The organism is Isoptericola sp. b408 (assembly GCF_030588085.1).
Lineage (GTDB): Bacteria > Actinomycetota > Actinomycetes > Actinomycetales > Cellulomonadaceae > Isoptericola > Isoptericola sediminis.
Window position 1 is genome coordinate 196,817 of the sequence record NZ_JAUQYQ010000003.1, and the last position, 23,580, is coordinate 220,396.

At 70.7% G+C, this 23,580-nt stretch carries 14 protein-coding genes; 9 read left to right on the plus strand and 5 right to left on the minus strand.

Features of this window, described 5'->3' with window-relative positions:
* Positions 1–134: 134 nt before the first annotated feature.
* The gene (locus Q6347_RS09495; RefSeq protein ID WP_171247814.1) at positions 135–1,436 is read left to right on the plus strand and encodes a citrate synthase; all 1,302 of its coding nucleotides are present in this window, start codon (positions 135–137) and stop codon (positions 1,434–1,436) included.
* Between the two features lie 143 nt (positions 1,437–1,579).
* On the opposite strand, the gene Q6347_RS09500 is transcribed toward Q6347_RS09495, so the two are convergent.
* On the minus strand, positions 1,580–2,467 hold the full coding sequence (locus Q6347_RS09500; RefSeq protein WP_369810832.1) for a hypothetical protein: 888 nt from the start codon (positions 2,465–2,467) through the stop codon (positions 1,580–1,582).
* Complete coding sequence (gene dapD / locus Q6347_RS09505) at positions 2,467–3,435, minus strand: 2,3,4,5-tetrahydropyridine-2,6-dicarboxylate N-succinyltransferase (RefSeq protein WP_304607216.1); 969 nt, start codon at positions 3,433–3,435, stop codon at positions 2,467–2,469. Before dapD ends, Q6347_RS09500 begins: the two co-directional genes overlap by 1 nt.
* Before the next feature lie 38 nt (positions 3,436–3,473).
* Here dapD and dapE point away from each other — a divergent pair, with 38 nt between their 5' ends.
* Positions 3,474–4,619, plus strand: coding sequence for a succinyl-diaminopimelate desuccinylase (dapE, locus tag Q6347_RS09510; protein WP_369810833.1), 1,146 nt, complete (start codon positions 3,474–3,476; stop codon positions 4,617–4,619).
* Positions 4,620–4,698: 79 nt separating this feature from the next.
* On the opposite strand, the gene Q6347_RS09515 is transcribed toward dapE, so the two are convergent.
* Together Q6347_RS09515 and Q6347_RS09520 are read right to left on the minus strand one after the other, a co-directional pair.
* A complete protein-coding gene (locus Q6347_RS09515; protein ID WP_304607217.1) occupies positions 4,699–12,894 on the minus strand; it encodes a SpaA isopeptide-forming pilin-related protein in 8,196 nt (2,731 codons plus the stop codon).
* A gap of 311 nt (positions 12,895–13,205) precedes the next feature.
* Positions 13,206–17,288, minus strand: coding sequence for a prealbumin-like fold domain-containing protein (locus tag Q6347_RS09520; protein WP_304607219.1), 4,083 nt, complete (start codon positions 17,286–17,288; stop codon positions 13,206–13,208).
* Positions 17,289–17,442: 154 nt separating this feature from the next.
* Between Q6347_RS09520 and Q6347_RS09525 the strand changes: the two genes are divergently transcribed.
* From Q6347_RS09525 to Q6347_RS09535, 3 genes are all read left to right on the plus strand, one after another.
* Complete coding sequence (locus Q6347_RS09525) at positions 17,443–18,222, plus strand: TIGR00730 family Rossman fold protein (RefSeq protein ID WP_304607220.1); 780 nt, start codon at positions 17,443–17,445, stop codon at positions 18,220–18,222.
* Complete coding sequence (gene folP, locus Q6347_RS09530) at positions 18,219–19,151, plus strand: dihydropteroate synthase (protein WP_304607221.1); 933 nt, start codon at positions 18,219–18,221, stop codon at positions 19,149–19,151. Before Q6347_RS09525 ends, folP begins: the two co-directional genes overlap by 4 nt.
* A 102-nt stretch (positions 19,152–19,253) precedes the next feature.
* Positions 19,254–19,421 (plus strand): DUF3117 domain-containing protein, encoded by a 168-nt coding sequence (locus tag Q6347_RS09535; protein WP_171247429.1) that lies wholly within the window; start codon positions 19,254–19,256, stop codon positions 19,419–19,421.
* Between the two features lie 98 nt (positions 19,422–19,519).
* On the opposite strand, the gene Q6347_RS09540 is transcribed toward Q6347_RS09535, so the two are convergent.
* Positions 19,520–20,170 (minus strand): class I SAM-dependent methyltransferase, encoded by a 651-nt coding sequence (locus Q6347_RS09540; RefSeq protein WP_171247620.1) that lies wholly within the window; start codon positions 20,168–20,170, stop codon positions 19,520–19,522.
* An 83-nt stretch (positions 20,171–20,253) separates the two neighbouring features.
* On the opposite strand from Q6347_RS09540, the gene sigE reads away from it, so the two are divergent.
* The 4 genes from sigE to Q6347_RS09560 are packed head-to-tail and all read left to right on the plus strand — an operon-like array spanning position 20,254 to position 23,566.
* Positions 20,254–20,808, plus strand: coding sequence for an RNA polymerase sigma factor SigE (sigE, locus tag Q6347_RS09545; protein ID WP_304603472.1), 555 nt, complete (start codon positions 20,254–20,256; stop codon positions 20,806–20,808).
* Complete coding sequence (locus tag Q6347_RS09550) at positions 20,805–21,698, plus strand: zf-HC2 domain-containing protein (protein WP_304607222.1); 894 nt, start codon at positions 20,805–20,807, stop codon at positions 21,696–21,698. The genes sigE and Q6347_RS09550 overlap by 4 nt, the downstream gene beginning before the upstream one ends.
* Positions 21,695–23,053, plus strand: a complete 1,359-nt coding sequence (locus Q6347_RS09555; protein ID WP_304607223.1) for a S1C family serine protease — start codon at positions 21,695–21,697, stop codon at positions 23,051–23,053. Before Q6347_RS09550 ends, Q6347_RS09555 begins: the two co-directional genes overlap by 4 nt.
* A gap of 48 nt (positions 23,054–23,101) precedes the next feature.
* Entirely contained in the window at positions 23,102–23,566 is a 465-nt protein-coding gene (locus tag Q6347_RS09560) for a twin-arginine translocase TatA/TatE family subunit (RefSeq protein WP_304603475.1), read from the plus strand.
* The last annotated feature ends 14 nt before the right edge of the window (positions 23,567–23,580 follow it).

A 23,580-nucleotide genomic window follows, 5' to 3' on the forward strand; every position in this document is an offset into this window, starting at 1 on the left:
TTGATCTGCAGGCCGAGGCTGCTCTGCGGTGACACCGTCCAGGCGGGCACGTCAGGTAGTCCGTGACCATGCCATGAGTTCACGTGCCGGAGCCTCCGACGACGGAGGCCGAGGGCCCGTCAGGGAAGGAAGACATGACGTCAACCCAGCAGACCGCCACGGTCGAGCTCAGCGTCGACGGCACGCGCCGAGAACTGCCCGTGGTGGCCGCGACGGAGGGTAACGACGGCATCGTCGTGTCCTCCCTGCTCAAGGACACCGGGATGGTGACCGTCGACCCCGGTTTCACCAACACGGCCTCCTGCGAGTCCGCGATCACCTACATCGACGGCGGCCAGGGCATCCTGCGCTACCGCGGCTACCCGATCGAGCAGCTCGCCGACTCCTCGTCGTTCCTCGAGGTGTCCTACCTGCTGATCCACGGCGAGCTGCCGTCGCCCGCCCAGCTCGAGGCGTTCACCGACCGCATCAACCGCCACACCCTCGTCCCGGAGGCCTTCCGGACCTTCCTGGGAACCTTCCCGCGCGGCGGTCACCCGATGGCGATCATGGCCTCGGCCGTGAACGCGCTCGCCACGTACTACCCCGAGTCGCTCGACCCGCACGACGACGAGGCGGTCGAGCTCGCGACGGTGCTGATCCTCGCCAAGATCCGCACCATCACCTCCTACGTGCACCGCTCCATGCGGGACGAGCCGCTGCTGTACCCCGACGCCGCCCGCGGGTACGTCGACGACTTCCTGCGGATGACCTTCGCCCGGCCGTACGAGGAGTGGCAGGCCAACCCGACCCTCGTGGCGGCGATGGACAAGCTGCTCATCCTGCACGCGGACCACGAGCAGAACTGCTCGACCTCGACGGTGCGCGTCGTCGGTTCCTCGAACGCGACCCTCTACGCCTCGGTGTCGGCCGGCATCAACGCCCTGTCCGGCCCGTCGCACGGCGGTGCCAACGAGGCCGTGCTGCTCATGCTGGAGAACATCCGCTCGGGCGAGGACTCCGTGGAGACCTTCATGAAGAAGGTCAAGAACAAGGAGGACGGCGTCCGGCTCATGGGCTTCGGCCACCGGGTGTACAAGAGCTACGACCCGCGCGCCGCGATCGTCAAGAAGCACGCCGACGCCGTGCTCGACGAGCTCGGTGCCAAGGACGAGCTGCTCGACATCGCCCGGGGCCTCGAGGAGATCGCGCTCAACGACGACTACTTCGTCGAGCGCAAGCTCTACCCGAACGTCGACTTCTACACGGGCCTCATCTACAAGGCGATGGGCTTCTCGCCGGCCATGTTCACCCCGCTGTTCGCGCTGGGTCGCATGCCGGGCTGGATCGCCCAGTGGCGCGAGATGATGAAGGACCCGCAGACGAAGATCGGCCGTCCCCGGCAGATCTACACCGGTCCCACCGAGCGGCCCTACGTGCCGCTCGACCAGCGCTGAACTTCCTCAGCGAGAGAGCGGGCGGGCACCGCCCCGCACGGTCGCGTTCACGGGCGCTTCGCGTCTGACGACCGTGCGGGACGGCGCCCGCCCGCTCGTGCGCTTCCTGACATCCCGACGGGCGGCCCTCGCCCGGGCGGTCGTCAGCCGGCGGGCTGGATGACGCGGATGCGCACGACGCCGTCACGCGGGGGGTCCTCGTCCGCGCCCAGGGTGGACCACGTGCCCGACTCGCGGGTCCAGACCTGGTCCGCGGCGCGGACCTCGGTGGCCCCGGTGGCGTTGGCCGTCGCCACGGCCCAGTGCGCCACCGTCCACGTCCCGCGGTCCGTGTCCCCCTCGTGCAGTCCGGCGGCATCGACGCGGACCGTGGCGCCGTCCGAGCGCACCGCGTCGGCCCCCAGGCCCAGATCCCGGTCCAGCCGCTCGGGGACGCCGACGTGCGCCGTGGCGGGATCGGCCGGTCTCAGCGTGCAGGTGACCGACCCGGGGGAGTGGCCCGTCAGCGACGACGCCCACGCCCGGGCACGGGACTCGTGCTGGGCGTACGCGGTCGGGAACGCCGAGCGCTGCACGGCCTGCGCGGCATCGGTCACCGCCATGGTCGGCCACCCCTCGACCTCGACGAGCCCGTCGTAGAAGGCTCCGGTGGAGTAGACGGGGTCCAGGATCTCGTCCGGGGTGCCCCATCCCTGCGAGGGACGCTGCTGGAACAGGCCGAGGGAGTCACGGTCCCCGTAGTCGATGTTGACCAGCTGGGACTCCTGCAGCGCGGTGGCCACCCCGATCGTGCCGGCGCGCGCGGGCAGGGACCTCTGGATCGTGGTGCCCACGATCAGCGCGGCGTTGTGCGCCTGGACGGTGCTGAGCGACCACTCCGTCCCGTCGAGACGGGCCGTGCACTCCTGCGCGCCGGGGCGGCCGTCCTTGACCCCCTGGTAGAGCAGCGTGCCGGTCACCGCGGCGGCGCCGACGGCGAGCACCGCCACGACGGCGCCGGCCCCCGGGGCCGGCCGCCGCCGCGTCGACATCAGTTCGCGTGCAGCGCGGCGTTCAGCTCGACGCCGACGCCGCTCCGCGTCAGGGCCTCCACGGCGCCGGTGCGCGAGTTGCGCCGCAGCAGCAGGCCGTCACGGCCGGAGAGGTCACGGGCCTTGACCACGCGGGGTTCGCCCTCGTCGCCCATCTCGTCCAGGACCGTGACCTTGGTGCCTGCGGTGACGTAGAGACCGGCCTCGACGACGCAGTCGTCGCCCAGCGCGATCCCCAGACCGGCGTTCGCTCCCAGCAGGCAGCGCTCGCCGAGGGAGATGACCTCCTTGCCGCCCCCGGACAGCGTCCCCATGATCGAGGCGCCGCCCCCGACGTCGGACCCGTCGCCGACGACCACGCCCGCGGAGATGCGCCCCTCCACCATCGAGGAGCCGAGCGTGCCGGCGTTGAAGTTCACGAAGCCCTCGTGCATCACCGTCGTGCCCTCGGCCAGGTGCGCGCCCAGGCGGACACGGTCGGCGTCCGCGATGCGCACGCCCGTCGGGACGACGTAGTCGACCATGCGCGGGAACTTGTCGACGCCGTAGACGGTGACCGGGCCGTCACCGGCGGCGCGCAGCCGGAGCCGCGTGGTCTCGAAGTCGGCCACGGCGCACGGCCCGCGGGAGGTCCACACCACGTTGGTGAGCTTGCCGAAGATGCCCTCGACGTTGAGCCCGTGCGGCGGGACCAGGCGCGCGGAGATCAGGTGCAGACGCAGGTAGGCGTCCGCGGTGTCGGCCGGCGGCGCGTCCAGGTCGATCTCGGTGCGCACCACCGAGACGTCCACGCGGCGGGCGTCGTCGCGCCGGGTGAGCGCGGCCAGGTCGACGGGGACGTCGACGTCGTCGGGCGCGGTGCCGAGCACGGGCGCCGGGTACCAGACGTCGAGCGTGCTGCCGTCGTCGGCGACCGTGGCGAGGCCGAGGCCCCAGGCGGTGCGGGGAGAGGTGCTGGGCGTCGTCATGGGCCCAGCCTATCCGCGTGAGGTGGCACGATGACGGGGTGACCGACACGCAGACACGACTCGACCCGGCCCTGACGGATCCCGCGACCCTCCCGAGCTCCGACCTCGTGGACCTGCTCGCCGCGATCTGCGACATCGAGTCCGTCTCGGGCGACGAGACCGCCCTGGCCGACGCGGTGGAGGCGCTGCTGCGCGACCAGCCGCACCTCGACGTGCACCGTGATGGCGACGCCGTCGTCGCGCGCACGACGCTGGGCCGGGACCGTCGCGTCGTGCTCGCGGGGCACCTCGACACCGTGCCGCTCACCGATCCGCCGAACCTGCCCACGCGGTTGACGGGTACCGGGGACGACCGGGAGCTCTGGGGACGCGGCACCGTCGACATGAAGGCCGGGATCGCGGTCATGCTGGCGCTCGCCGTCGAGCTGGGCCGTCCGGGCGCCGAGCCGGTCGCCGACGTGACGTACGTGTTCTACGACCACGAGGAGGTCGAGGAGTCCAAGAGCGGGCTCGGGCGCCTCGCCCGGAACCGTCCGGACCTGCTCGCGGGAGACTTCGCCGTGCTCGGGGAGCCGACGTCGGCGGACATCGAGGGCGGTTGCCAGGGCACGCTCCGCGTCGACGTGCGCACCCGAGGGGTGGCGGCCCACTCCGCTCGGTCGTGGCGGGGCGAGAACGCCATCCACGCCGCGGCACCGATCCTCGCGCTGCTCGCCGGCTACGACGCCGCACAGGTCGAGGTCGACGGGCTCGTGTATCGCGAGGGGCTGAACGCCGTGGGCATCACCGGCGGCATCGCCGGCAACGTGGTGCCCGACGCCTGCACCGTGACGGTCAACTACCGCTTCGCGCCGTCGCGCACGCTCGCGGAGGCCGAGCAGCACCTGCGTGAGCTGTTCGCCGACCACGAGGTCGTCGTCACCGACGCCTCCCCGGCGGCGCGTCCGGGCCTGGACGACCCGCTGGCCGCCGAGTTCGTCGCGGCCGTCCTGGCGCGGACCGGGGGAGCGCCGAAGCCGAAGTTCGGCTGGACGGACGTGGCGCGCTTCGCCGAGCTGGGGATCCCCGCGGTCAACTTCGCCCCCGGGGACCCGCTCCTGGCGCACGCCGACGACGAGCGAGTGCGGGTCGCCGAGCTGGCCGTCTGCCGGGGCGCCCTGCGCGACTGGTTGCGCGGCGCGTAGGCACGCGATCCGGACACCACGCGACGAAGCCGGTGGCGCCACCCCGAGGGGCGGTGCCACCGGCTTCGGTGTGAGGGACTCAGCCCTGGTTGCGGCGGCGGACGATCATGATCCCGGCGCCGGTGCCGATGAGCAGCAGGGCGGCGAGGGCCGCCATGGCCATGTCGGCACCGGTCCGCGGCAGCGGCGGCGTCGGCGGCGTGACCGGGACGTCGCGGCAGATCTCCACGGATGCCGAGTCGCGGTCGAGCTCGGTGTCACCGTCGAGGAGGTAGGCCTCGTTGGTGACGTCCAGGCACTCGCCCTGCTCGACCATGACGGTCGTGCTCACCGGGAACTCCGTGACGGCTCCGGGCTTGCTCGCCTCCACGGTCCCGAGCAGCACCGGCGGGAGGCTGGGGCTGGTCACGCCGCCCCAGATGGTGAAGTCGTCCCAGACCTCCACCGACGTCGGCCCGTTGTCGGTGACGCTCGGGTCGATGTCGACCTGGTCGGAGGCCATGTCGGTACCGGCGTTCTCCGGGTCGTCGACGTCGTCCTGGGTCTGCGGGTACTCCCCGAGGTCCCAGGTGACGGTGGCCCCGAGCGTGCCCTCGAAGTCGTTGACGTTCTCGCAGGTGAACGTCAACGCCGTCTCGCCCGGCCCGAACGAGTACGGGCCGTCGAGCACGACCTCCTCCTCGCCCTGGCCGGCCGTGATCGTGCACGAGCTGGCCTCGAACATCGCCTCGACGGTGCCCATGACCGGGTGGTCGTTCGGGTTGGACACCACGGAACCCGCCTCGAGGGTGGCGTCGTCGACGGTCGTCGGTCCCTCGACGACCCGCACCGTGAACTCGACGGTGGTGTGGGCCTGGTCGGCGGGCAGGGTGACCGGGTGGGTCTCGGCCTCCTTGTCGACGGTGAAGGTGCGGCTGACGAACTGCTCACCCATCCCCATCACGTCGATGTCCAGCGGCTCCCAGATCAGCGGGTCGACGAAGGTGAGGGCCTTGTCGTCTTCCGTGGCCAGGGTGACCGTCTGGCTGCGCTGGGCGGGCAGCAGGTAACCCTCGGGGGCGACCGTCTCGGTGACCGTGTACTCGCCGAAGTAGACGACGTCCTCGAACGTGTACATCCCGTTCTCGTCGACCGTGAACTCCAGCGGGTCGTCACCGGACGGGTCGACCGGGTTCGGGCTGATCTCGAAGGTCGCGCCGGCCAGCGGCTCGCCCTCCTCGTCCTCCTTGTAGATGGTCAGGTCGGCTCCGTCCTCGCGGCAGACCTCGACGACCTCGGTGGCGGAGTCGATGCGTTCACCGTCGGCGCTCGCCTCGACCTCGACGATGTAGCCGTCGTTGACGACCAGGATGCACTCGCCCAGCGGGACCTCGATCACTCGCGTGACCGGGAACTGGGTGGTGTTCTCGCTTCCCGTGGCCTCGACGGTGCCGAGGAGCTCGGGCTCGAAGTCCGGGTTGGTGAAGTCGTCCCAGACGTCGACGGCCTGCAGGCCGTTGTCGGTGGTGACGGTCTCGAGGTCGAGGCTGTCGGTCGCCTCGCCCGCGGGGGCGTTCTCCGGGTCGTCGACGTCGTCCTGGGTCTGCGGGTACTCCCCGCGGTCCCAGGTGACGGTGGCGTCGACCGTGCCGAACAGCGGCGGGTTCGGGCACTCGACCATCAGCACGGTGTCGCCCGAGGTGAACGAGTTCTCCCACTGGTTGAGCTCAGTGCCCATGTAGGTGCAGTAGGCGCCGTCGATGGTGACGTCCACCAGGCCGGTCACCGAGCCCGCGTTGGGGTTGTTGACGGTGACCGCGACCGAGCGGTTGGGGTTCTCCGCCGGGTCGAGGAACGTGTCGCTCTCGTACACCTCGACGGTGTACTCCAGCTCGATCGACTCCTGGTCGGCCGGCAGCAGGACGGTGTCGTTGCCGTCGACCTGCTTGTCGTTGGTCCAGGTCCGGGTCACGAACTGGTCGGCTGAGACGTCGACCGTGAGCGGCTCCCAGATCAGCGGGTCGACGAAGGTCAGGGCCTTGTCGTCGCCGGTGGCCAGGGTGACCATCTGGCTGCGCTGGGCGGGCAGCAGATAACCCTCGGGGGCCACGGTCTCGGTGACGGTGTACTCGCCGAAGTAGACGACGTCCTCGAACGTGTACATCCCGGTCTCGCCGGTGCTGAACTCGTACGGCTCCTCGCTCTCGGGGTCCGTGGGGTTCGGGCTCATCTCGAAGGTCGCGCCGGCCAGCGGCTCGCCCTCCTCGTCCTCCTTGTAGATGGTCAGGTCCGCCCCGTCCTCACGGCAGACCTCGACGACCTCGGTGGCCGAGTCGATGCGGTCGCCGCCGGCGCCCGCGTCGACCTCGACGATGTAGCCGTCGTTGACGACCTCGACGCACTCACCCAGCGGGACCTCGATCACCTGGGAGACCGGGAACGTCGTGGTGTTCTCGCTCCCTGTGGCCTCGACGGTGCCGAGGAGCTCGGGCTCGAAGTCCGGGTTGGTGAAGTCGTCCCAGACGTCCACGGACGGCAGGCCGTTGTCGGTGGTGACGGTCTCGAGGTCGAGGCTGTCGGATGCCTCGCCCGCGGGGGCGTTCTGCGGGTCGTCGACGTCGCCCTGGGTCTGCGGGTAGTCCCCGCGGTCCCAGGTGACCGTGGCGTCAACAGTCCCGAACAGGGGCGGGTTCGGGCACTCGACCATCAGCACCGTGTCGCCCGAGGCGAACTCGTTCTCCCAGGCGTCGAGGTCGGTGCCCATGTAGGTGCAGAACGCGCCGTCGAGCTCGACGGTGAGCATGCCCGTGACCGCACCCGCGTTGGGGTTGTTGACGGTGACCGTGACCGAACGGTTCGGGTCCTCCGCCGGGTCGAGGAACGTGTCGCTCTCGTACACCTCGATCATGTAGTCGAGCTCGATCGACTCCTGGTCGGCCGGCAGCAAGATCTGGTCCTCGCCGTCCACCCGCTTGTCGTTGGTCCAGGTCCGGGTGACGAACTGTTCCGCTGACAGCTCCAGGTCCAGCGGCTCCCAGATCAGCGGGTCGACGAAGGTCAGGGCCTTGTCGTCGCCGGTGGTCAGGGTGACCATCTGGCTGCGCTGGGCGGGCAGCAGGTAGCCGTCGGGAGCGACCGTCTCGGTGACGGTGTACTCGCCGAAGTAGACGATGTCCTCGAAGACGTAGACGCCGTTCTCGTCGACCGTGAACTCCAGCGGGTCCGGACCCTCGGGGTCGACCGGGTTCGGGCTGATCTCGAAGGTTGCGCCGGCGAGGGGCTTGCCCTGCTCGTCCTCCTTGTAGATGGTCAGGTCGGCGGGGGCTTCGCGGCAGACCTCGACGACCTCGGTGGCGGAGTCGATGCGTTCGCCGTCGGCGCCCGCCTCGACCTCGACGATGTAGCCGTCGTTGGTGACCAGGATGCACTCGCCCAGCGGGACGAAGATCTCCTGGGTGACGGGGAACTGGGTGGTGTTGGCGCTGCCGATGGCGTCGACCGTGCCCAGGTAGGTCGGGGGCAGGTCCGGGTTGGTGAAGTCGTCCCAGACGTCCACGGACTGCAGGCCGTTGTCGGTGGTGACGGTCCCGAGGTCGAGGCTGTCGGACGCCTCGCCCGCAGGAGCGTTCTCCGGGTCGTCGACGTCGCCCTGGGTCTGCGGGTAGTCCCCACGGTCCCAGGTGACCGTGGCGTCAACGGTGCCGAACAGGGGCGGGTTCGGGCACTCGACCATCAGCACCGTGTCGCCCGAGGCGAACGCGTTCTCCCACTGGTCCAGGTCGGTACCCATGTAGGTGCAGAACGCGCCGTCGATGGTGACGTCCACCAGTCCGGTCACCGGGTCCGCGTTGGGGTTGTTGACGGTGACCGTGACCGAACGGTTCGGGTCCTCCGCCGGGTCGAGGAACGTGTCGCTCTCGTACACCTCGATCATGTACTCGAGCTCGACGGACTCCTGGTCGGCCGGCAGCAGGACGGTGTCGTTGCCGTCGACCTGCTTGTCGTTGGTCCAGGTCCGGGTCACGAACTGGTCGGCTGTGACGTCGACCGTGAGCGGCTCCCAGATCAGCGGGTCGACGAAGGTGAGCGCCTTGTCGTCGCCGGTGGCCAGGGTGACCATCTGGCTGCGCTGGGCGGGGAGCAGGTAGCCGTCGGGGGCCACGGTCTCGGTGACGGTGTACTCGCCGAAGTAGACGACGTCCTCGAACGTGTACTCGCCGTTCTCGTCGACCGTGAACTCCAGCGGGTCCGGACCCTCGGGGTCGACCGGGTTCGGGCTGATCTCGAAGGTCGCGCCGGCGAGCGGCTTGCCCTCCTCGTCCTCCTTGTAGATGGTCAGGTCGGCGGGGGCTTCGCGGCAGACCTCGACGACCTCGGTGGCCGAGTCGATCCGGTCGCCGTCGGCGCCCGCCTCGACCTCGACGATGTAGCCGTCGTTGGTGACCAGGATGCACTCGCCCAGCGGGACGTCGATCACCTGGGAGAACTCGAACGTGGTGGTGTTCGCGCTGCCCGTGGCCTCGACCGTCCCCAAGAGTGTCGGCGGCAGGTCGGGGTTGGTGAAGTCGTCCCAGACGTCCACGGACTGCAGGCCGTTGTCGGTGGTGACGGTCTCGAGGTCGAGGCTGTCACTGGCCGAGTCGGTACCGGCGTTGTCGGGGTCGTCGATGTGCTCCTGGGTCTGCGGGTAGTCCGCCAGCTCCCAGGTCACCGTGGCATCGACCGTGCCGAACAGCGGCGGGTTGGGGCACTCGACCATCAGGACGGTGTCGCCGCTGGCGAACGAGTTCTCCCACTGGTCCAGGTCGGTACCCATGTAGGTGCAGAACGCGCCGTCGATGGTGACGTCCACCAGGCCGGTCACCGTGCCCGCGTTGGGGTTGTTGACGGTGACCGTGACGGAGCGGTTCGGATTCTCGTCGGGGTCGAGGAACGTGTCGCTCTCGTACACGTCGATCATGTAGTCGAGCTCGACGGACTCCTGGTCGGCCGGCAGCAGGACGGTGTCGTTGCCGTCGACCTGCTTGTCGTTGGTCCAGGTCCGGGTCACGAACTGGTCGGCTGTGACGTCGACCGTGAGCGGCTCCCAGGCCAGGGGGTCGACGAAGGTGAGCGACTTGTCGTCGCCGGTGGCCAGGGTGACCATCTGGCTGCGCTGTGCCGGCAGCAGGTAGCCATCGGGGGCCACGGTCTCGGTGACGGTGTATTCACCGAAGTAGACGACGTCGGAGAACGTGTACTCGCCGTTCTCGTCGACCGTGAACTCCAGCGGGTCGTCGCCGGCCGGGTCGACCGGGTTCGGGCTGATCGTGAAGGTCGCGCCGGGCAGCGGCTGCTGGTCCTCGTCGACCTTGAAGATGGTCAGGTCGGCGGGGGCTTCGCGGCAGACCTCGACGACCTCGGTGGCCGAGTCGATCCGGTCGCCGTCGGCGCCCGCGTCGACCTCGACGATGTAGCCGTCGTTGACGACCTCGACGCACTCGCCCAGCGGGACGAAGATCTCCTGGGTGACGGCGAACTGCGTGGTGTTCGCGCTGCCCGTCGCGTCGACCTGCCCGAGGTAGACCGGGGGCAGGTCGGGGTTGGTGAAGTCGTCCCAGACGTCCACGGACGGCAGGCCGTTGTCGGTGGTGACCTGCTCCAGCTCGAGGCTGTCACTGGCCGAGTCGGTACCGGCGTTGTCGGGGTCGTCGACGTCGCCCTGGGTCTGCGGGTAGTCCCCACGGTCCCAGGTGACGGTGGCGTCGACGGTGCCGAACAGCGGCGGGTCGTCACAGACGACCATGAAGACGTTCGCACCGCTGGCGAACTCGGTCTCCCACTGGTTCAGGTCGGTGCCCTCGTAGGTGCAGAACGCGCCGTCGAGAGTGACGTCCAGCAGGCCCGTGACGGGGTCCGCGTTGGGGTTGTCGACCGTGACGGTGACCGAGCGGTTCGGGTCCTCGGCCGGGTCGAGGAACGTGTCGCTCTCGTACACCTCGATCATGTAGTCGAGCTGCACGGACTCCTGGTCGGCCGGCAGCAGGACGCTGTCGTTGCCGTCGACCTGCTTGTCGTTGGTCCAGGTCCGGGTGACGAACTGCTCCGCCGACAGCTCCAGGTCGAGGGGCTCCCAGATCAGGGGGTCGACGAAGGTGAGCGACTTGTCGTCCCCGGGAGCGAGCGTGACCACCTGGTCGCGGTCGGCGGGCAGCAGGTAGCCGTCGGGGGCGACCGTCTCGGTGACGGTGTACTCACCGAAGTAGACGACGTCGGAGAAGGTGTACTCGCCGTTCTCACCGGTGCTGAATTCCAGCGGGTCGTCACCGGACGGGTCGACCGGGTTCGGGCTGATCGTGAAGGTCGCCCCGGGCAGCGGCTGCTGGTCCTCGTCGACCTTGAAGATGGTCAGGTCGGCCGGGTTCTCGCGGCAGACCTCGACGACCTCGGTGGCGGAGTCGATCCGGTCGCCGTCGGCGCCCGCCTCGACCTCGACGATGTAGCCGTCATTGGTGACCTCGACGCACTCGCCGAGGCCGACCTCGATCACCTGGGTGACGGGGAACTGGGTGGTGTTCTCGCTGCCCGTGGCGTCGACGGTGCCAAGGAAGACGGGCGGCAGGTCGGGGTTGGTGAAGTCGTCCCAGACGTCCACGGCCTGCAGGCCGTTGTCGGTGACGTCCACGACGATCTCGGCCGAGTCGGAGGCCGAGCCGGTACCGGCGCTCCCCGGGTTGTCGACGTGATCCTGGGTCTGGGGGTAGTCGCCCAGGTCCCAGGTCACGGTCGCTGTCACGGTGCCGTCGGTGATGTCGTTCGGGCACGTGACGCCGAAGACGGTGTCACCCGCGGCGAAGTCCAGCTGCAGCCCGGGGGCGGGGTCGACGTCCACCGCTCCGTCCACGGTGCAGACCTGACCGTCCATGTCGACCTCGAGCGTGCCCCGTACCGGTGCGTCGTTCGGAGCCTCGTTCGGGTTGTTCACCGTGAGCTCGATGGTGCGGTCCTCGTCGGTCACGACGGTGGGGCCCTCGTACACCTCGACGATGTAGTCGAGCTCGATCGACGCCTGGTCGGCCGGCAGCAGGACGGTGTCGTTGCCGTCGACCTGCTTGTCGTTCTCCCAGGTGCGGGTGACGAACTGCTCGGACGCGCCGGTGACGTCGATCGTCAGCGGTTCCCACGGCAGCGGGTCGACGAAGGTCAGCGACGCGGACTCGGCCGGGCCGACGGTGATCGTCTGGGTCCGCTCCGCCGGCATGAGGTAGCCGTCCGGTGCCGCGGTCTCGGTGACGGTGAACTCGGTGCCCCACAGGTCCTGCCCGATCTCGGGGAAGGTGAAGGTGCCGTCCTCACCGGTGGTGAACTCGAACGGTCCTTCACCACCGTTGGGGTCCGGGTCGATCGTGAACGTCGCACCGGCCAGCGGGGTGCCGTCCTCGTCCTCCTTGAGGATCGTCAGGTCGGAGCAGAGACTGGGCACGTCGACCTCGCCGCTGGCGTTGTCCTTGAGCGCCGAGTTCGTGGACGCGCCGGTCTGGGTGCGCATGTTCAGCGCGCTGAACCCCTGGGCGGGGCAGAGGTTGCCGATGCCGAGGTCGGTGAGGTTCAGCGAGGCCTCGACGAACTGGTCGGCGGGGATCTCGCCGTTCACCGCGTTCGGGGAGCTGAAGTAGTCGGTGATGGACTGGCTGTTGACCGCGACGTCGGAGATGCCGGCACACGGCTGGCCGTCGGCCCAGGCCGCCCCGTTCCAGGTGTCGACGCCCAGGCACTGGAGATTGCTGTTGCCGTCTTCCTGCACGGCGATCCGGATGTCACCCACCGTCCGGTTCGGGTTCAGTGCGTTGAGATTGTCCTTTTGGTTGAGCTCGATCCAGTAGTTCACCGTGCCGGTGCCACTCTGGCGGTCCCAGCCGAGGTGCAGCCACTGGCTGTACATCCCGCCGTCCTCGACGATCTCGCTGTCCACCAGGACGTTACCGAGGTCGGCCTTGCCGGAGACGGTTCCCGTGTTGCCGGCGCCCCAGTTCGGCCACCCGCTGGCCTCGGAGTCCCCGCCGGCGAAGGTGGTGTTGTCGTTGTTGCCGATCGGGTCCGGGATGACGTCGGGGTTCGCCGTCTCCCAGTCGAGCGTGGCGTCGGTGGTCTGGTTGCCGTCGATCTCGAACGTGCTCGGCACGGCGGCCGCGCTCGTGCTCAGCGCGACGACGGACCCGAGGGCGAGCGTCGTGGCGGCCAGAGCGGCGACGGGGCGGGCGATCCGGCCCTTCCGGAGAGCTGTCGTGGACTTGCGGTGGGAACCCCTGGTGCGCATGTTCTTCTGTCCGATTCATCCGGGCGGGCCCTGTCTCGGCAGACGTGGCAGACGTCACATCCGATTGGAGCGTATCCCCGCTCCGGCGCCACTCACAGGGCAGGACGCAGATATCACCCGCTCGTCGCGGACCGGGGTCGTGAACGGTGTGATGCCGGGCCTCCGGAGCCCTGCTGGGCGAGCCGGTCGGGGCGCTTCCGGAGCCCTGAACCGACCGGTGACCGCCGATGGCGAGCGGGGGAGAGGCCGGGCACGACGAAGCCGGTGGCGCCGCCCCGAGGGACGGCGCCACCGGCTCCGGTGTGAGGGACTCAGCCCTGGTTGCGGCGGCGGACGAACATGATCCCGGCGCCGGTACCGATGAGCAGCAGGGCGGCGAGGGCCGCCATGGCCATGTCGGCACCGGTCCGCGGCAGCGGCGGCGTCGGCGGCGGCGTCACCGGGACGTCGCGGCAGACCTCGACGGAGGCCGAGTCGCGGTCGAGCTCGGTGTCACCGGCGAGGATGTAGGCCTCGTTGGTGACGTCCAGGCACTTGCCCTGCTCGACCGTCACGGTCGTGCTGACGGGGAACTCGGTGACAGCTCCGGCCTTCTTCGCCTTCACGGTCCCGAGCATCGTCGGTTCGAGGTCCGGCGTGGAGAAGTCGTCCCAGACCGTGACCTCGGTCGGCCCGTTGTCGATGACGGTCGGGTCGATGTCGATCGCGTCGGAGGCGCTGCCCTCGCCGGCGTTCTCCGGGTCGTCGACCTGCTCCTGGGTCTGCGGGTAGTCCCCGAGGTCCCAGGTGACGGTCGCCGCGAGGACGCCCTCGAAGTCGTTCACGTTCTCGCACGTGAGCGTCATGAGGCTCTCGCCGGACGGGAACCAGAACTGGATCCCGTCCATGCCCTCGTCGGCGTCCTCGGCGTCGATCAGGCACGCCTCCTCCTCGAACGTCGCGGCCACGGTCGCCATCACCGGGTTGTCGTTCGGGTTCGAGACCTCCACCGAGGCCCGGAGGGTGGCGTCGTCGAGGGTCGTCGGACCCTCCACCACCTGGACCATGAACTCGACGGTGGTCTGCGCCTGGTCGGCCGGCAGTTTGACCGGGTGGGTCTCGGCCTCCTTGTCGACGGTGAAGGTGCGGCTGACGAACTGCTCGCCCTCGCCCATCACCTCGATGTCCAGCGGCTCCCACTTCAGCGGGTCCACGAAGTAGACCTCGGTGGTCTCACCCTCGAACAGCTCGACCATCCGCACCCGCTCGTCGGGCGGGGGCAGGAGGTAGCCCTCGGGAGCCGCGGTCTCGGTGACCGTGTACTCGCCGAAGTCGGCGATCTGCTCGATCGTGTACGTCCCGTCCTCACCGGTCACGACGACCAGCGGGTCCTCGCTCTCCGGGTCGAGCGGGTTCGGCATGATCTCGAAGGTGGCACCCGGCAGCCAGACGTCGTCGTCGTCCTCGTGCAGCTTCTGGGCGGCCTTGACGATCTTCAGCTCGGCGGGGGCGTCGCGGCAGATCCTGACCTCGGCGTCGTCCTCGTCGATCCGGTCACCGTCGGCACCGTCTCCGGTCTCGACGATGTAGGCGATGTTGGTGACGTCGATGCACTCGCCCTGGGCCACCTCGATCTCCTTGGAGAACTCGATGGTCGTGGTGGTCGCCTCGCCCTGGGACGTGACGGTCTGCAGGAACTCCGGCGCCTCGTCGGGGTTGGTGAAGTCGTCCCAGACGTCCACCGACTGGATGCCGGTGTCGAAGGTTCCCTCCTCGAGGTCGAAGCTGGCGGACGCCTCACCCTGCGGGGCGTTCTCCGGGTCGTCGACGTCGTCCTGCGTCTGCGGGTAGACCCCGCGGTCCCAGGTGACGGTCGCGTCGACCGTGCCGTACAGCGGCGGGTCCTCGCACACGACCGACAGGACGGTCTCGCCGCTGGCGAACTCGTTCTCCCACATGTCGAGCTGGGTGTCGTCGTACTCGCAGAACTCGCCGTCGAGCTCGACGGTGAGCATGCCCGTGACCGGTCCGGCGTTGGGGTTGTCCACCGTGACCATGACCGAGCGGGCCGGGTCCGCCGTCGGGCTGAGGAACTCGTCGCTCTCCATGACCTCGATCGTGTAGTTGATCGTGGCCGAGGGTTCGTCGGCCCGCAGGTCGATCGTGGTGGCGTCCGCCTCCTTGTCGTTGGCCCACGTCCGGGTGATGTACTGCGTCGCGTCGACGTCGATGTCCAGCGGCTCCCAGATCAGCGGGTCGACGAAGGTCAGTGCCTTGTCGTCCCCGGTGGCCAGGGTGACCGTCTGGCTGCGCTCGGCCGGCAGGAAGTAGCCCTCGGGCGCCTGGATCTCGGTGACGGTGTACTCGCCGAAGTAGACGACGTCGGAGAACGTGTACATCCCGTTCTCGCCGGTGGTGAACTCCAGCGGGTCGTCGCCGGCCGGGTCGACCGGGTTCGGGCTGATGGTGAAGACGGCACCGGGCAGCGGCTGCTCGTCCTCGTCGACCTTGTAGATGGTGAGGTCGGCGGGAGCCTCGCGGCAGACCTCGACGACCTCGGTGGCGGAGTCGATGCGGTCGCCGTCGGCGCCCGCCTCGACCTCGACGATGTAGCCGTCGTTGGTGACCTCGATGCACTCACCGAGGGGGACCTCGATCACCTGGCTGACCGGGAACTCCTCGGAGCCCGCGTCCTGGGTGGCCTCGACCATGCCGAGGTACGTCGGCGGCAGGTCGGGGTTGGTGAAGTCGTCCCAGACGTCCACGGCCGGCAGGCCGTTGTCGGTGGTGATGATCATGGTGCTGTCGGACGCCTCGCCCTGAGGAGCGTTCTCCGGGTCGTCGACGTCCTCCTGGGTCTGCGGGTAGACCCCGCGGTCCCAGGTGACGGTGGCGTCGACCTCGCCGTTCAGCGGCGGGTTGGGGCACTCGACCGACAGGACGGTCTCACCACTGGCGAACGCGTTCTCCCACGCGTCCAGGTCGGTCCCCATGTACTGGCAGAAGTCGCCGTTGAGGTCGACGCTCAGGTTGCCGGTGACCGGTTCGTCGTTGGGGTTGTCGACCGTGACCTCGACCGTGCGGCCGCCCTGGTCGAGCATCGTGTCGCTCCAGGACACCTCGACGACGTAGTCGAGCTCCACGGACTCCTGGTCGGCCGGCAGCAGCAGGACGTCGTCACCGTCGACCTGCTTGTCGTTCTCCCAGGTGCGCGTCACGAACTGCTCGGCCGTGACGTCGATCTCCAGCGGCTCCCACGGCTTGGGGTCGGTGAAGGTCACCGACGCCGACTCCGCCGGGCCGACCGTGATCGTCTGCGACCGTTCGGCCGGCAGCAGGTAGCCCTCGGGCGCCTCGATCTCGGTGATCGTGAACTCGGTGCCCCACAGGTCCTGGCCGATCTCGGGGAAGGTGAAGCTGCCGCTCCCCATGGTGAACTCGAAGGGCTCCCCGCTTTCGGGGTCGTTGGGGTTCGGGCTGATCGTGAAGGTGGCGCCCGGCAGCGGCTCGCCGTCCTCGTCCTGCTTGATGATCGTCAGGTCGGAGCACAGGCTCGGCACGTCGATCTCGCCGGTGGCGAGGTCCTTGAGCGCGGAGCCGGCGGCCTCACCGGTCTGGGTGCGCATGTTCAGCGTGCTGAAGCCGGCCGCGGGGCAGAGGCTGCCGATGCCGAGGTCGGTGAGGTTCAGCGAGGCCTCGACGAACCGGTCGGCGGTGATCTCGCCGTTCACCGCGTTCGGCGAGTTGAAGTAGTCGGTGATCGACTCCGTGTTCACGGCCACGTCGGAGAGGTCTCCGGAGCAGGCCTGGCGGTCGCTCCAGTCCGAGCCGTCCCAGGTGTCGACGCCGATGCAGGTGAAGCCGGCGTTGCCGTCCTCCTCGACGACGATCCTGATGTCTCCGACCGTGCGGTCGGGGTTCATCATGTCGAGGTTGTCCTTCTGGTTGAGCTCGATGAAGTAGTTCACCGAGCCCGAGTCACCGTCGCGGTCCCATGCCAGGTGCAGCCACTGGGTGTAGTCCCCGCTGTCCTCGGCGATCTCGCTGTACACCAGGACGTTGCCGAGGTCGGACTTGCCGGAGTTGGTGCCCGGGTTGCCCGGTGACCAGTTGGGCCAGCCCTGGGCGGGGTTGTTGGGGTCCTCCTTGTCGGACCCGGCGAACGTGGTGGTGTCGTTGTTGCCGATCGGGTCGCGGACGACGTCGGGGTCGGCCGTCTGCCAGTCGATGGTCGAGTTGGTGACCTGGTTGCCGTCGATCTCGAAGGTGCTCGGGACGGCGGCGGCGGCACTGGTGCTGATCGCGACGACCGACCCGAGGGCGAGCGTCGTGGCGGCCAGTGCGGCGACGGGGCCGGAGAAGCGGGCCCTGCGTGGAGCTGTCGCGTCCTTGCGGTGTGAACTCCTGATGCGCATGTGTCTCGTCCGATCTATCCGATCTGCCCACATACCGGCAGGTGTGACGAATGTCAAGTCCGCTTGGAGCGTATCCACGTTCTCTTCACGCGCACAGTGCAGGATGCGGAGTTCACCCGCTCCGAGATTCCGGAACTGGTCATAGGCTCGAACCATGAGCGAACGGACCGACGAAGGCGTCCCCGAGGTCGGCCGCGGGTACCGCAAGGGACCGCTGCTGCTGCGGGGCACGCAGATCCCCACCTCGACCACCGACCAGCGTCTGCTGGCACCGGGGGAGGGGACCGAGTGGGTCCACTCCGACCCGTGGCGCGTCATGCGCATCCAGGCCGAGTTCGTGGAGGGTTTCGGTGCGCTCGCCGAGGTCGGTCCCGCCGTCTCCGTGTTCGGGTCGGCCCGCACCGCACCCGACCACCCCGACTACGCGCTCGGGGAGCTGGTCGGCAAGCTGCTGGTCGCCTCCGGGTACTCGGTGATCACCGGCGGCGGGCCCGGGATCATGGAGGCGGCGAACAAGGGCGCCGCCGAGGCGGGCGGCACCTCCGTCGGCCTGGGGATCGAGCTGCCCTTCGAGCAGGGGATGAACGAGCACGTCAACCGGGGCGTGAGCTTCCGGTACTTCTTCGCCCGCAAGACGATGTTCGTCAAGTACGCGCAGGGGTTCGTCGTCCTGCCCGGCGGCTTCGGCACCTTCGACGAGCTCTTCGAGGCCCTCACCCTCGTCCAGACCCACAAGGTGACCGAGTTCCCCGTGGTGCTCGTCGGCAGCGACTACTGGGGCGGCCTGCTGGACTGGCTGCGGACCGTCGTCGCCGCGCGCGGCATGATCAAGGAGTCCGACCTGGACCTGCTGTACGTGACCGACAGCGCGGAGGACGCCGTCTCCCACGTCATCCGCCGCGGGCGGCAGCTCGCCGCCGAGCGTCGCGCGTGATCCCACCGGCCGGCACCCCGCTCGTCCTGCGTGGTCGCGAGGTCGGCCGGGACGCCGACGGGGCGCGGCGACCGGTCGTCATGGCGATCGTCAACCGCACGACCGACTCCTTCTACGCCCCGGCTCGGCTCGCCGACGACGGCGCGGCGCTGACCGCCGCCCACCGGGCGTGGGAGGACGGCGCTGCGATCCTCGACATCGGCGGGGTCCGCGCCGGCGTCGGACCCACGGTCAGCGCGGCGGAGGAGATCGACCGGGTCGTCCCCTTCCTGGCCCGGGTCCGCCGAGAGATCCCGCAGCTGCTGCTGAGCGTCGACACCTGGCGCTCCGAGGTCGCGGCGGCGGCGATCGAGGCCGGGGCCGACCTCGTCAACGACACCTGGGCGGGGCACGACCCGGGGCTCGTCGAGGTGGCGGGCGCGGCCGGGGTCGGGGTCGTCTGCTCCCACACCGGCGGGGCGCAGCCCCGGACCGACCCCTACCGGGTGGCCTATCCGGTCGCCGACGGGGCCGACGCCGGCGACCCCCGCGACGGCGTCGTGCACGACGTGCTGGCCACGCTGCGGGCCGGCGCGGAACGGGCGGTCGCCTGCGGGGTGCCGCCGTCGTCCGTCCTCGTCGACCCCACGCACGACTTCGGCAAGAACACGTGGCACTCCCTGCACCTGCTGCGTCGGACCCCGGAGCTGGTCGCGCTCGGGTACCCCGTGCTCATGGCGCTCAGCCGCAAGGACTTCGTGGGCGAGACCCTGGACCTCCCCCCGGAGGAGCGGCTGCCGGGCACCCTCGCCGCCACCGCGCTCGCGGCGTGGCACGGTGCGCAGGTGTTCCGGAGCCACGACGTCGCGGCCACCCGCCAGGCGCTGGAGATGGTCGCCGCCGTGCGGGACGAGGCGCCCCCGCGGGTCGCCCTGCGCGGCCTCGCCTGACACCGGCTGTCCGGGTCGGCCAGTAGAATGGTGAGACGCACCTCATCCTGCCACGTGCAGTAACGGGGCGGAGGAACCGGACAACGGAATGGAGAGCCACACATGGCTGCGATGAAGCCGCGGACGGGCGACGGGCCCCTCGAGGTCACCAAGGAGGGACGCGGCATCGTCATGCGTGTTCCGCTGGAGGGCGGTGGTCGGCTGGTCGTCGAGCTGAACGCGACCGAGGCCGGCGAGCTGGGCGAGGCCCTCCAGGGTGTCGTCGGCTGACGACATCGGCAGCAGACTCCCGTGACGGACGGGCGTGGGACGGGGTGCGGCCCCCGGACCACGCCCGTCGCGTCTTTCCGGGACCGGTGCGGGCGTCCCTAGCGCCGGACGGCGAGCAGCAGCCCGTCCCCGGTGGGGACCATCGCCGGGACGAGCCGGTCGTCCGCGCGGACGGCGAGCGCCACCGCCCGGACGGCCGCGGCCGTCTCGCCGTGGCCCTCGGCGTCGGTGGCACGGCCGGCGAGCGCCGCGTCGACGACGCCCAGCACACCGCCGGGCCGCAGCAGCCCGATGGCCGCCTCCACGTGCGGAGCGAGCGAGAGGGCGTCGACGGCGACCAGCACCACGTCGTACGCCCCGTCGGTCAGGCGCGGCAGGACGTCCAGCGGAGGTCGCGTGATGACGCGCGTGCGGGAGCCCGCGACCTGCTCGTCGGCGAACACCGCCTTCGCGGCGCGCTGTCGGGCCGGGTCCGGGTCGATCGTGGTCAGGACACCGTCGGGCAGCATGCCCCGCAGCACCCACAGCGCCGTCACACCGGCGTCGCTGCCGATCTCGACCGCCGTCCGTGCCTGGGTCGCCGCCGCGACCACCCGCAGCAACGCACCCGTGCCGGGGGAGATGGTGGGGCAGCCCAGCCCGAACGCCCGTTCGCGGGCACGCCGCAGCGTCGCGTCCTCGGTGAGGAACGACTCGCTGAACGCCCAGGCGACCCGGCGGTCGTCCTGGGCCTCCGCCTCGGTGAAGATGACTCGGCCCCCCTGATCGCTGGGCCGATGGTACGTGGGAACCTCCCAGGTTGCTCACACGTTCGCATGGCACGATGACCGTGATGACCGAGACAGCCGGTGGCGGCACCGCCACGTGGGTCCCACCGACGTGGGACGAGATCGTGCGCGAGCACTCCGCACGGGTCTACCGGCTCGCCTACCGGCTGACCGGTGACCGCCAGGACGCCGAGGACCTCACCCAGGAGACGTTCCTGCGGGTGTTCCGGTCGCTGTCGAGCTACACCCCCGGGACGTTCGAGGGCTGGCTGCACCGCATCACCACGAACCTCTTCCTCGACCAGGTGCGGCGCAAGAAGCGCATCCGCTTCGAGGCCATGGGCGAGGACGCCTCGCGCGTCCAGTCCACCGACGACCGCAGCCGGCCCGAACGCGGGTACGAGCACGGCAACCTCGACCACGACGTCCAGGCCGCGCTGGACGGGCTGCGGCCCGAGTACCGCGCCGCCGTCGTCCTGTGCGACATCGAGGGGCTGAGCTACGAGGAGATCGCGGTCACGCTGGGCATCAAGATCGGGACCGTGCGGTCGCGGATCCACCGGGCCCGTGCCCAGCTGCGGGACGTCCTGGACCACCGTCGCGCGGACGTGGGCCGATGAGCGCCCACCTCGGGGACCGCGTGAGCGCGCTCGCGGACGGGCAGCTGCCGCCGGGGGAGGCGGAGCGCGCCCTGGCCCACGTCGCGTGCTGCCCGCTGTGCTCCGCAGAGCTCGAGTCCGCTCGTGCGGCCCGCCGCCGGCTGGCCTCCGCCGCGGACGTGCACCCCACGGCCGAGCTCACCCAGCGCCTGCTGGACCTGTCCGCCTCGATCCCGCCCGCGGACGGCGACCCGCTGCGTGCCCCGGAGCGGGACACGGGGTGGGCCGCGCCGGAGGCGTGGCACACCACCCTGACGGGTGACGTCGTCGGCGCCGAGCGACGCCGCCGCCGCCGTCGGGCTCTGCTCGTCGGTGCCGGGGGTGCGGGCGTGCTCGGCTGTGCCCTGTTCGTGCTCGGTCAGGCGCCGGTCGTCACGCCGGACACCTCGCGCGTGTCCGCCCTGACGACCCTCGCCGGATCGGACGCCGCCGCCGGTGAGCCGGTGAGCGAGGCCGGCCTCGGCGGCACCGGGTTCGCGACGCCGTCGTCGCTGCCGCCCGGCTACGAGGTGGCGGCCGTGCGTGCCGGGGCGACGTCCTGCGTGATCGACCTGACCGGTCCCGACGGCCCCGTCGTCGTCCGGCAGCAGGTCGGGCGGCTGGCGGAGCAGACCGGTGCGTCGGTCCGGGCCGGCGAGGCCGGCCGCGACGACGTCGTCGTCCTCTCGCGCGACCCCTGGCACGTGGCGTGGCAGGCTGGGGACGTCGTCGTCGAGGTGACCACCGACGCACCCGAGGACGTCCTCGCCGAGATCGTCGCCGCTTTCCCGGAACGTGACTACGACGCCGGAGTCCTGCCGCAGATCACCCGTGGCTGGTCGACCGTGACTGGAGCCCTCACCCTCCCATGACATCCCCGGACCACGACCTCTTCGCCACCCCGGAGCCCCCGGCCCGTCGCCCCGACCCCGCGCCGACGCCCGCCGCCCGGGTTCCACGTCGTGCCGAGGACGCCGGCGCCGACCGTCCCGAGGAACGGCCCGCCGACGAGCACGTCGAGCACGACGCGGGGCCCACGGCTCCGCAGGCGCCGGTGGCCCCCACGACCGCCCCGACCGCTCCACCGCCGCACGCCGCCCACCGTCGGCGTCCGGTGTCCCTCGGCGCCGGGCGGACGGCGCTGGTCGTCGTCCTGGCGCTCGTCGTCGGGCTGCTCGGCGGGCTGCTCGGCGGCCGGATCACCGACCGCGCGGGCGAGGACGCCCCGGTCAGCGCCGACCTCCCGGTCAGCGCCGGGGTGCAGGACGACGGTGCGGACGACTCGCGGCCGGCCGGGTCGCACGCCGCCATCGCGGCCGGCGTGCTGCCCTCGGTCGTGTCCCTGGAGATCACCCGCTCCGGGGGCGGGGGCTCCTCCGGGTCCGGGTTCGTGCTGCGCGAGGACGGGTACATCCTCACCAACGACCACGTGGTCGCGCCGGGTGCCGGCGGGGGCGGTGACGTCGTGGTCGTGCTCGCCGACGGCAGCGAGCACGACGGCGAGATCGTCGGGCGCACGAGCGACTACGACCTGGCCGTGGTCAAGATCGACGTCGACGGACTGACCCCGCTCGTGCTCGGCGACTCCGACGACGTCGTCGTCGGTGACGCGGTCCTGGCCGTCGGTGCGCCGCTCGGGCTGGACTCGACCGTCACCGCGGGGATCGTCAGCGCCCTGCACCGTCCGGTGCAGGCCGGCGACCAGGCGACGACGGCGTTCATCGACGCCATCCAGACCGACGCGGCGATCAACCCGGGCAACTCCGGGGGACCGCTGGTCGACGCCGACGGCGAGGTCGTCGGCATCAACTCCGCGATCGCCCAGCCGCCGGGTGCGACGCAGGCCACCGGCAGCATCGGCCTGGGATTCGCGATCCCGGCCAACCAGGCGCGCACCACGGCCGAGCAGCTCATCGAGACCGGGCAGGCCACCTACCCCGTCATCGGCGTCCTGCTGGACACCTCGTACTCGGGGGAGGGCGTCCAGGTGTCCACCGAGGCGCAGGAGGGCATCCCGCCGGTCACGCCGGACGGCCCGGCCGACGTCGCCGGGGTCCGGGCCGGCGACGTGATCCTCGCGATCGACGACCGGCCGGTGTCCCGCAGCGACGAGCTGATCGTGGCGATCCGGGCCCGCCAGCCCGGCGACGCGGTGACGCTGCGCGTGCGCAGCGACGGCGAGGAGCGCGAGGTACGGGTGGTGCTGCAGGAGCGCGCCAGCGAATGACGACGGCGCGGTACCGCCCGCGAGTCGGGACGGACTAGGCTGTCGGACGTGGGAGTCTTCGGCATCAACGGGGGCGAGCTCGTCGTCATCATCGTGCTGGCGCTGGTGCTCGTCGGCCCCGAGCGTCTGCCGCGTTACGCCGCGCAGCTCGGGCGGCTGGTCCGTCAGGGCAAGGCGATGCTGCAGGACGCCAAGACCCGGGTGGACGACGAGCTGGGCGACGAGTTCCGCGACGTCGACTGGCAGAAGCTCGACCCGCGTCAGTACGACCCCCGACGCATCGTCAAGGAAGCCCTGCTCGACGACCCCCCGGCCCGACCCGCGCAGCGGGCGTCCGCACGGGCCGGTGCGGCGGCAGGGGCCGCGGCCGGAGCGACGGCGACGGCAGGAGGTCTGGGCGTGGCCGGCAACACCGCCGTGCCCATGGCGTCGGCCGGCCCGCCCACGCCCGCACGGCCCCCGGGCGACGCGCCCCTCGACGGGCCCGCACCCTTCGACGACGAGGCCACGTGACGGTCTCGCCCCGC